The organism is Salinicola sp. RZ23 (genome assembly GCF_003206675.1).
GTDB classification, from domain to species: Bacteria; Pseudomonadota; Gammaproteobacteria; order Pseudomonadales; family Halomonadaceae; genus Salinicola; species Salinicola endophyticus.
Genome location: NZ_PZJK01000005.1, coordinates 223,366 through 232,897, shown reverse-complemented (window position 1 = coordinate 232,897; position 9,532 = coordinate 223,366). Strand labels below are relative to the sequence as shown.

Here is a 9,532-nt window from a genome sequence, read left to right as displayed (position 1 = left end):
TGATGAACCTTTTTTATGCGCGCCGTTTTGATGGGCGCCGCTGTCATCGGCCCTCTTGAATCGGCCCTCTTGAGATAGGAGCGTCGATTCCGGTGGGGCTATAGAGAGGCGTCTGTAAAAGGGGCGTCTATAGGTGGACGTTTATAGAAAGACGCCGCCAGAATCCAGCCGCTTCAGCTCTCGCCGATATCCTCGTTCCAGACCTCCGGGTGAGCATCGATGAAACTCGCCATCAGCTCGCGACACGTGGCGTCGTCGAGCACCTCGACGCTGACACCGCGCTCGCGCAGCAGCGCCTCCTCGCCGAGGAAGGTGCGGTTCTCCCCCACCACCACCCGCGGAATGCCATAGAGCAGGATCGCCCCGCTGCACATCGCGCAGGGTGACAGTGTGGTGTAGAGCACACTCTCGCGATAGACACTGGCGGGCTGTCGGCCGGCGTTCTCCAGCGCATCCATTTCGCCGTGCAGCACGGCGCTGCCGCGCTGCTGACGCTGATTGTGGCCACGACCGATGATTCGGCCGTCGTGCACCAGCACCGAACCGATCGGCACGCCCCCTTGTTCCAGACCTTGGCGTGCCTGTTCGATGGCCGCCTGCATGAAGCTATCCACGTCGTGTTCTCCTGACAGCTGTAATAATAACCGCGACCTCGCGTCCGCTCAGCGGGTGTCGCTCAGCAGCGGGCAGCGTGACGGCACCACCAGCGGCAGCGCCTCACTCTCCAGCGAGGCGCGGAAACGGCGATAGCGGCGCGGCTCGCCGTCGAGATTGAGCGGAAAGGCACCGTCGCTATCGAACTCCACCCACGGCACCCGCAGATAGCGCACGAACTGACCGTCGTTGGGCAGGTTTTCCAGCTCATCGATGATGCGCTTGAGTTCGCCGAGCGAATTGAAATGGCGTACGAACAGCAGCTCCAGCAGGCCATCGTCGATCCGGGCCGAGGGCGCCAGCCGCTGACCGCCGCCGGCCTGGGCGCCGTTGCCGATCGCCAGCATGAACAACGGTACCCGCGCCTCACCCTCGGGCCAGCGCAGATGCCCCTCGAACGGCTGGTAGTTCCACGCCTTGAGCATCCCCATCAGCGAGTAGGCCCCGCCGCCGAGCAGGCGTTTGAGCCCGACCGGGGTCGAGGTGGTGATCTCGGCACCGAAGCCCCCGGAAGCGACGTTGATGAACGCCTCGTCGTCGAGCATGCCGACATCCACGCGCCGGGTATCGCCGGTCAAGGCCAGCTCGAGCGCGGCCGCCGGGGTCATCGGCAGTTCGAGACCGTGGGCGAAGTCGTTGGCGCTGCCCAGCGGCAGGATACCCAGCGCCGGACGCTGCTCGGCCGGATGGCGCATCAGCCCGGCGACCGTCTCGTTGATCGAGCCATCGCCGCCGCCGGCGATCACCCGGGCGGCGCCCGCCGCTACCGCCTCGTCGACCAGGCGGGTGCCGTCACCGCCCTCCCAGGTAACGCGCACCGCCAGGTCGTGCCCCCGCTCGCGCAGATGCGTCACCGCGCTGCGAATGTCCGGCTGCTGCGCGGACTTGCCGTTGATTATCAACCACGTAGTGCCCTCGCCATGACTGGCCATACCGATCGAATCCTTTCCTTGGGGCCGACGCTTGCGCCGCGCCTTGATCTTCCGCTGTCACTGGGATGCAGTCTAGGCCTTGTCCGCAAAACTGCCTTCGCTCGCCGACTTTTCGTACAAAGTCTAGCAGCCCGCCGCCCCGGCGGCGGCTCGCCTCGAATGCGCTCGGCCGCCTTCAGCCCCAGCGCCGCGCCAGGCCCCACAGCAACAGCCCACCACCGGTGCACAGCGCGGTGAGCGTGAACTGGGGTGCCAGCGGCGTCATCAAGGCCAGGGTGGCGACGATGGCACCGCCGCCCAGCTGGATCGCCCCGAGCAGCGCCGCGGCGGTGCCGGCGCGCTCGGGAAACGGCTCCAGCGCCAGGCTCGCAGCGGAACCCAGTATCATCGAGAAACCCACCGAGAGTAGCGCCACCGGTGCCATGAAAGTGGCCACCGAGAGCGGCACGCCCAGGTAGAGCGCGGAGACCAGCACGCCCCCGCCAACCACCACTACCAGCCCGCGTTTTACCGTGGCCCGACGCCCCCAGCGATGCATCAGGCGTGGTACGAAAAAGAATGCCAGGGTGCTCACCAGCGCGTTGGCGCCGAACCAGAGACTGAACACCCACTCGGGCTGCCCCAGCCGATCCATCACGATCACCGGGGCGGCCGAAACATAGACCAGTATCGCCGCCATCATCGTGCTCACCACCAGCGCATAATAGAGGAAGCGCGGGTGCCCCAGCACCGGACGATAGCGTGACCAGCGGTAGAGCCGGCGCTCGATGGGCGTATCGGCCGGCCGCGTCTCGCCGAAGCGCCACCAGGCACCGAGACAGAGCAGCGCGGCAAAGGCCATCATGAAAGCGAAGTTGCTGCGCCAGCCGAAAGCCACGGTGAGCGCGCCACCGATCACCGGGGCGAGCGAGGGTACCAGCGTCAGCGAGCCATTGAGATAGCTGTAGAGCTTGGCCCCGGTCTCCGGCGGATAGCTGTCGCGCACCGCGGCGAAAGCCACCGTGACCGTGGCGCAGGCGCCCAGCCCCTGCAATACGCGGGCGGCATAGAGCCACTCCAGGGTTGCGGCACTCAGCCCCATCAGCGCCCCGGCGAAGTAGGTCAGGGAACCGCCGAGCAGCACCGGCCGGCGGCCGAAGCGGTCGGCCAGCGGTCCTACCAGTACCTGCCCGACACCCGCGCTGAGCAGGAACAGGGTGATGGTCACCTGGAGCGCCGCGAACGGACGCTCGAACTCGCGCGCCATCGCGGTCAGGGCAGGCAGATAGATATCGATGGCCAGGGGCGACAGCATGACTGCGCCCATCAGTACCCAAAACGGCGGACGTCCTCTGCCCTGCATCGCAACCTCGTCATCCCGGCAAGAGCGCCCACTCTAGCGACTGGCACGAGGATGACAAGCATTCTCGTCACCGCCGGACAGCGACAGGGTGGACGCCATGCACGGCGGTCAGCCATCGCCGGCAGGTGTCAGCTGGAACTCGCGCAACGCCGACAGCCCGCGCAGATGCGCGGCCAGTGGCCCCAGGTGGCCCCGATGGTGAGTGCGCAGCAGCAGGCGATACTCGAACTGGGCGCCATCGTCACGGGTGTGGTAGCTCAGGCTCTCGACATGCAGGCCGTAACCCTGGACCAGCGCCAGGATGTCACCCTCACCGGGCACCTCGGCGCTGGCGTAGCGCAGCGTGCAGCGGGCATAGAGCCTGCCGGGCAGACGCGCCTCGACCCGACGAAACAGCGACAGCGTCAGCAGCGTGATCAATGTGGCGGCAATCCCAGGGAACAGAAAACCGATGCCGTAGAGAATACCCAGCGCCGAGGTCATCCAGATCGAGGCGGCGGTGGTCAGCCCGCGCACGGTCAACCCCTCCTTGAAAATCACCCCCGCGCCGAGAAAGCCGATCCCGGTCATGATGCCCTGGGCCATGCGCGTAGGGTCGGTGCGCACGGTGGCCTCGGGCACCGCGTCCCCCAGCCACTGCCACTGGTAGACCGTCACCATCATCAGCAGCGCCGAGGCCACGCACACCAGGGCATGCGTGCGAAACCCCGCCGGGCGGCCATGGAAGGTGCGCTCCAGGCCGATCAGGCTACCCGCCAGCCAGGCCATACCCAGATGGGTCAGAATGGTCAGGGTTGCTGCCGACATTCGTGCCTATCTCCTTGTCGCATTTACCGCTATCGTTTCAGCATCAGATACAGTCAAGCATAACCGCTGCCGCGGCCATCGCCAGATCACCGGCGGCGGCTAGGCCGTGCGGCACCGCCCATCGCTCGGAAGGATCCGACCTTGAACAAACGTCACGACTTGACCCCGCCCAGCCGCGTCCGCAATGAAGAGGAGGAGCACGACCTGCAGCTCGATGGCGAGAACCTCCCCTCGCGCGCCGCCGCGGTACACGAGAAGATCCGCGAAGAGGGCGAGAAGGAGCTCAACCGCACCGTCTCGGCGCTGGCGTGGTCGGCGGTGGCCGCCGGCCTCTCGATGAGCTTTTCGATGCTCGCCAAGGGACTGCTGCGAGCCCACCTGCCGGATACCGACGTCGGCTTCCTGGTCGAGTCGTTCGGCTACACCATCGGCTTTCTGGTGGTGATCATGGCACGCCAGCAGCTGTTCACCGAGAACACCGTCACCGCGGTACTGCCGGTGATGAGCCAGCCGCGCGTGAGCAAGTTCCTGTGTCTGCTGCGACTGTGGGGCGTGGTGCTGATCGGCAACCTGGTCGGGGTGGCGATCTCGGCCTGGGCGATACTCGCCCTGCCGATCTTCTCCGCCGAGACGCATCAGGCGTTCCTCACCCTGGGCGAGCACATCCTGGAGAACACCCCGATGCAGATGTTCGCCAAGGGCATCGTCGCCGGCTGGATGATCGCCACCATGGTGTGGCTGCTGCCCAGCGCCGGCAGCGCCAAGATCTGGGTGATCCTGATCGTGACCTATCTGGTGGCGATCGGCGAGTTCACCCATATCATCGTCGGCTCCACCGAGGTGATGTATCTGGTCTTCTCCGGCCACGCCAGCTGGTCCGAGTACCTCTTCCACTTCGGCCTGCCGACGCTGCTGGGCAACGTCTTCGGCGGCACCTTCATCTTCGCGCTGATCAGTCATGCGCAGATCCGCAGCGACGGCGAACGCTAGGCGCTGTCAGGCAAGCACTACGCTCGCCTGACGCGGTTTTCTCCGGCCGCGCTCAAGCCGAGCGCGTGCCCGCCGATACTCTCCGAGAGCCACACACATAAAGACGCCCCGGCGATCGGACAGGAACTCTCTACACATGTCATGGAAACCTTGGGTGCTGCTCTGCGGCCTGCCACTGCTGAGCGGCTGCTTCGGCGTCAACACCTCCCAGGCCCCGCTGGCCACCACCTACCCGGCGACCACCCAGCAGCGCATGCAGGCCGCCTATCACTGGGAGGTGCTGGCGCAGCACGAGGCCAAGGCCATCATGGCCGACCGCAGGCTCGACCGGCGCGCGCTCTACATCAAGCCCCCCGAGACCGAAACCGCCTTCAGCCGCGGCTTTCGCTCGCTGCTGACCAGCGAGCTGGTGAAACAGGGCGCCACGGTCAGAACCTCCGATCTCGGCGCGGCCACCGTCACCTTCGACGTTCAGGTCGTGGCGCACCAGGATCGCCAGCCGATCCGCCCACCCCAGGGCGCACTGACCGCGCTGGCGGCAGGCATCGCGGTGGCGACGATTCCGTTCAACCACTGGCGTGAGCCGGCGCTGGCACTGATCCCGGCTGCCGGGCTGGTCGACCTGTTCAGCGGCAGCTGGACCTCGGAGAGCGACGAGGAGGTGATCATCACGGTTCAGGCCGACGAGTATCAGACCCTGCTCTACTCCTCCTCCAATCTCTACTACATCAACCCCGGCGATAGCGGCCAGTACGGCCGTGCGCCGGCCGCCTCCACCGAACGGGGCCAGCTCAAGGTATCGTCGCAATGGTAAAGCGCAGCAGAGAGAGTTCCGCCATGTCCGTATCTTCCTGCGCTCGGCTTGTGCTGCTCATGCTGCTGCTGGCCGCACTGGCAGGCTGCTCGATGCTCGACCCCAACGGCCGTCCACATCAGCCGACCACCCTGGAGCGGGTCGACGCGGCGGCCAAGGCGCTGATCGAGAATAGCCGGGGGCGGCTCGATGACACTGCCCCGCTGGTCGCCACCACTTTCGTCGATGTCGACCACCTCGGCCAATCCTCGACCCTGGGTCGCACCCTGAGCGAAATGTTCGTCTCGCGGCTGGTCGAATCGGGCCAGAAGGTGATCGAGGTCAAGCTGCGCAACAGCCTCTACATCGAAGAGAACACCGGCGAGCTGATCCTGTCGCGCAACGTGCAGCGACTGAGTCAGGATTACGACGCCAACGCGGTGCTGGTGGGCACCTACGCCCAGGCCCAGGACCGGCTGTTCATCAATGCCCGGGTGGTGCGTATCGCCGATCGCGCCATCCTCGGCGCAACCAGCTTCGAACTGCCGCTCAACAACGATCTGCGTACGCTGCTGCCCCCCAGCTATCCCTGAATCAGGCCGATAGCACCAGGATGGCAAACGCAGAAGGGCGCCCCTGGGGGCGCCCTTCTCGTCTTGCGTCGCGGATGTCGGCCTCGAATTCAGTCGACGGTGGTCACGCCGGCGTCGGCCATCTGCGGCGCCCGCTGCGCCTCGGCCAGATTGATCCCGGAGAGGATCGCCTTGAGCGAGGCACTGACGGTATCGCTGTCTTCTGCCACCGCGCAGATGCGCTGGCCGCCGACATTGAGCTGGACGAAGGCGATGGCGTTGGCGTCACTGTCACCGCCCAGCGAGTGCTCGCTGTAGTCGACGATTCCCACGCTGGTGCCGGTATGACGCTGCCAGGCATCGGTGAAGGAGGACATCGCACCGTTGCCCTTGCCCGACAGGCGCAGGGTCTCGGCACCCTGCCACAGGGTCACCTCGATGCCCTCCTCCTGCCCCTTGGAGAGGCGGTAGTCGGCCAGCGACAGCGGCGCTTCGCGCTGGAAGTTGTCGAACATCACCTGACGAATGATCTCGCTGGAGAGTTCGCTGGCGCGCACCTCGCTCTCCTTTTGCACGTGAGGTGCCAGCGCCAGCATCATCCAGCGCGGCAGGCTGATGCCATAGTCGCGCTCGAGCAGGAACGCCATGCCGCCCTTGCCGGACTGACTGTTGACGCGGATCACCGCCTGGTAGTCGCGGCCGATGTCGCGCGGATCGATGGGCAGATAGGCTACCTGCCACGGCTCATCGGAACGCTGCTTCTTGAGCGACTTGCGGATGGCGTCCTGGTGGCTGCCGGAGAAGGCGGTGTAGACCATCTCGCCGACCCAGGGGTGGCGCGGATGCATCGCGATACCGGTGCACTCCTGCACCACCTGGATGATCTCGTCCGGGTTGGAGAGATCGAGTTCGGGATCGATACCCTGGCTGTAGAGATTCATCGCCAGGGTGACGATATCCATGTTGCCGGTACGCTCGCCGTTGCCCAGCAGGGTCCCCTCGACGCGCTCGGCGCCCGCCAGCAGCGCGAGCTCGGCAGAGGCCGCTGCCCCACCGCGGTCGTTGTGGGTGTGCACCGAGATGATCACGCTGTCGCGATTCTTGATGTGCTGGCAGAAGTACTCGATCTGATCGGCGTGGTGGTGCGGCCCGGCGACCTCGACCGTGGTCGGCAGGTTGAGGATGCACTTGTTGTCCGGGGTCGGCTGCCAGACGTCCATCACCGCCTCGCAGATCTCCAGCGAGAAGTCGATCTCGGTGCTGGAGAAGCTCTCCGGGGTGTACTCGAAGCACCACTCGATCTCCGGATAGCGCGCAGCGTAGGTCTTGACCCAGGTCGCCCCCTGCACCGCGATATCGACGATACCTGCGCGGTCCATCTCGAACACCCGCTCGCGCTGGGTGGTGGAGGTGGAGTTGTAGAGGTGAACGATCGCCCGCCTGGCACCGACCAGCGATGCGAAGGTCTTCTCGATCAGATGTTCACGGCACTGCACCAGCACCGCGATGGTGACATCCTCGGGGATCTGATCCTCTTCGATCAGCCAGCGCACGAAGTCGTAATCCGGCTGGCTCGCCGAGGGGAAGCCGACCATCACTTCCTTGATCCCGACCTTGACGATCTGGTGCCAGAAACGCTGCTTCTGAGCCACGCTCATCGGCTCGAGCAGAGCCTGATTGCCATCGCGTAGGTCTTCGCTGACCCAGATCGGGGCGTGATCGAGATCACGATCCGGCCACTGGCGGTCGAAGGCGGGTACCCGGGGGGCCGGGCGGTACTTGCGATGATCGAAGGCAGACATGGCAACCATCCTGACGAGGTAAAAGAGCCGACGGATTGTGAGGCGCACCGTGGGGGCGAGCCCCGCTGTTGAGCCACCGCGGATCGCGGCGGAAACGGGGGCCGGACCCCGGATGCGGGAGCCGGCCCGAAGCTGCTTGTGGCAGCAGAGACAGTGTAAGGCTTTTGCGCCGACAGGACATTGCGAAGATCGATCTTTCTCGACGTCAGATGGCATAATCTGCCAACCCTGAACAAACAAGAGATAGATACTGCCGATGAAGCCGCCACAACCCCTTTCGCTCGATCGCTACGACCAACGCATTCTCGAACTGATCCAGCAGGAGGGCCGGATCAGCAACCAGGAACTGGCCGAGCGCATCGGGCTTTCGCCCTCGCCCTGCCTGCGCCGCCTGCGCGCGCTGGAGGAGAGCGGCCTGATCCTCGGCTATCGTGCCCTGGTCGACGCACGACAGCTGGGCTACCGGCTGATGGCGCTGGTGCACATCTCCATGGATCGCCACACCCCGGAGCGCTTCGCCAACTTCGAGCGCCAGGTGGCGGCACTGCCCCAGGTACAGGAGTGCCTGATGATCACCGGCCAGGAGGTCGACTACCAGCTCAAGATCCGGGTCGAGGACATGGACGGCTACCAGCAGCTTCTGCTGCAGCACATCACGCCGATCGAGGGCGTCTCCGGCGTCCACTCCAACTTCGTGCTGCGACCGGTGTTCGAAAATCGCGGCGTGCCGGTGGCGCCCTGACCCCCTATTCGGCAATCACGGCTGCCCCATTGGCGGTGACTGGCCACCTCTGCGCCGGGCATGCTGGAATGAGTTGAGCGCGTTCCCACGCGATGTACGAATTAGACCATACTCATGCATGACAACACGCGACCGATCACAACACAGGAAAATGCCATGTCTTTTCGCCGTACCCTGCTCGCCTCGCTGCTGCCGCTGGCCGCCGCCATCCTGACCCCGGCGCAGGCTCAACAGCCGAGCGCACCGCAGGTCGATACCCAGCAGTTCCAGTCCTGGGAAGTGCGCTGCCCCAAGGGCGGTGAGGGCCAGAGCTGCGTGATGAGCCAGGTGGTCAACAACCCCGACAGCAACGATCCGCTGATGCGCGCCATGGTCGGTCATCCGGCCCAGGCCGACGGCCCGGTCATGGTCTTCCTGCTGCCGCTGGGCGTGCGCCTGGCGCCGGGTATTCAACTGCAGGTGGACGACAACAAGCCGGTGGGCATGCCCTATCAGGTCTGCCTGCAGCAAGGCTGCCGCGCCAATCTGGCGCTGTCGCCACAACTGCTCGCCCAGCTCCGCGGCGGCACCAAGGCCACCGTCAGCGCCATCGCCCCGGATGGCAAGCGGCTCAACATGGATCTGTCACTGATGGGCTTCACCAGCGCCAGCCAGCGCATCGCCTCGCAGTAAAGAGCCCTCTCCCACACTCGAGATGCCAGGTCCGGCGCCGCGCGCCGGACCGATCTCGGCGGCGCCCGCCAGGGCGCCTGCCACTGGCAGGCCCGCGCTTTTACCCACCCTCTTAGACGTTGGCGCAATTGTGCCCCCTTCGAGCGCTTGATATGACTTTGTGTGCAAAAGTCATCTCACCCCGTTCCGCGCCGGCACGCCGCCAGCGCCCGAGAGATCCCCGAGA

At 65.7% G+C, this 9,532-nt stretch carries 10 protein-coding genes; 5 read left to right on the top strand and 5 right to left on the bottom strand.

What is annotated here, in order from left to right:
- Positions 1-173: 173 nt before the first annotated feature.
- The 4 genes from DOM67_RS04875 to DOM67_RS04860 form a co-directional block, all read right to left on the bottom strand.
- Entirely contained in the window at positions 174-614 is a 441-nt protein-coding gene (locus DOM67_RS04875; protein ID WP_110674528.1) for a nucleoside deaminase, read from the bottom strand.
- Between the two features lie 48 nt (positions 615-662).
- Positions 663-1,586, bottom strand: coding sequence for a lipid kinase YegS (gene yegS / locus DOM67_RS04870; protein WP_110674527.1), 924 nt, complete (start codon positions 1,584-1,586; stop codon positions 663-665).
- 175 nt (positions 1,587-1,761) lie between these two features.
- Entirely contained in the window at positions 1,762-2,892 is a 1,131-nt protein-coding gene (locus DOM67_RS04865) for a multidrug effflux MFS transporter (RefSeq protein ID WP_110674526.1), read from the bottom strand.
- Between the two features lie 144 nt (positions 2,893-3,036).
- The gene (locus DOM67_RS04860; protein WP_110674525.1) at positions 3,037-3,735 is read right to left on the bottom strand and encodes an MgtC/SapB family protein; all 699 of its coding nucleotides are present in this window, start codon (positions 3,733-3,735) and stop codon (positions 3,037-3,039) included.
- A 141-nt stretch (positions 3,736-3,876) separates the two neighbouring features.
- Here DOM67_RS04860 and DOM67_RS04855 point away from each other — a divergent pair, with 141 nt between their 5' ends.
- The 3 genes from DOM67_RS04855 (at position 3,877) to DOM67_RS04845 (ending at position 6,111) form a co-directional block, all read left to right on the top strand.
- Positions 3,877-4,725: a formate/nitrite transporter family protein gene (locus tag DOM67_RS04855; RefSeq protein ID WP_110674524.1), complete on the top strand. Its 849-nt coding sequence runs from the start codon at positions 3,877-3,879 to the stop codon at positions 4,723-4,725.
- Positions 4,726-4,861: 136 nt separating this feature from the next.
- Positions 4,862-5,539 (top strand): hypothetical protein, encoded by a 678-nt coding sequence (locus tag DOM67_RS04850; protein ID WP_110674523.1) that lies wholly within the window; start codon positions 4,862-4,864, stop codon positions 5,537-5,539.
- Between the two features lie 23 nt (positions 5,540-5,562).
- A complete protein-coding gene (locus DOM67_RS04845) occupies positions 5,563-6,111 on the top strand; it encodes a FlgO family outer membrane protein (protein WP_110674522.1) in 549 nt (182 codons plus the stop codon).
- 89 nt (positions 6,112-6,200) lie between these two features.
- Here the strand turns inward: DOM67_RS04845 and DOM67_RS04840 are convergent, their stop codons facing one another.
- A complete protein-coding gene (locus DOM67_RS04840) occupies positions 6,201-7,892 on the bottom strand; it encodes a 2-isopropylmalate synthase (RefSeq protein ID WP_110674521.1) in 1,692 nt (563 codons plus the stop codon).
- A gap of 256 nt (positions 7,893-8,148) precedes the next feature.
- Here DOM67_RS04840 and DOM67_RS04835 point away from each other — a divergent pair, with 256 nt between their 5' ends.
- Both DOM67_RS04835 and DOM67_RS04830 read left to right on the top strand, forming a co-directional pair.
- Positions 8,149-8,634, top strand: coding sequence for an Lrp/AsnC family transcriptional regulator (locus tag DOM67_RS04835; RefSeq protein WP_110674520.1), 486 nt, complete (start codon positions 8,149-8,151; stop codon positions 8,632-8,634).
- Positions 8,635-8,790: 156 nt separating this feature from the next.
- A complete protein-coding gene (locus tag DOM67_RS04830) occupies positions 8,791-9,306 on the top strand; it encodes an invasion associated locus B family protein (protein WP_110674519.1) in 516 nt (171 codons plus the stop codon).
- Positions 9,307-9,532: the final 226 nt, after the last annotated feature.

What these genes read in the sequence shown, in the direction of transcription:
- DOM67_RS04840 (WP_110674521.1), bottom strand. Translation starts at nt 7,892, where the DNA reads ATGTCTGCCTTCGATCATCGCAAGTACCGCCCGGCCCCCCGGGTACCC.
- DOM67_RS04835 (WP_110674520.1), top strand. Translation starts at nt 8,149, where the DNA reads ATGAAGCCGCCACAACCCCTTTCGCTCGATCGCTACGACCAACGCATT.
- DOM67_RS04850 (WP_110674523.1), top strand. Translation starts at nt 4,862, where the DNA reads ATGTCATGGAAACCTTGGGTGCTGCTCTGCGGCCTGCCACTGCTGAGC.
- DOM67_RS04830 (WP_110674519.1), top strand. Translation starts at nt 8,791, where the DNA reads ATGTCTTTTCGCCGTACCCTGCTCGCCTCGCTGCTGCCGCTGGCCGCC.
- DOM67_RS04865 (WP_110674526.1), bottom strand. Translation starts at nt 2,892, where the DNA reads ATGGGCGCAGTCATGCTGTCGCCCCTGGCCATCGATATCTATCTGCCT.
- DOM67_RS04845 (WP_110674522.1), top strand. Translation starts at nt 5,563, where the DNA reads ATGTCCGTATCTTCCTGCGCTCGGCTTGTGCTGCTCATGCTGCTGCTG.
- DOM67_RS04860 (WP_110674525.1), bottom strand. Translation starts at nt 3,735, where the DNA reads ATGTCGGCAGCAACCCTGACCATTCTGACCCATCTGGGTATGGCCTGG.
- yegS (WP_110674527.1), bottom strand. Translation starts at nt 1,586, where the DNA reads ATGGCCAGTCATGGCGAGGGCACTACGTGGTTGATAATCAACGGCAAG.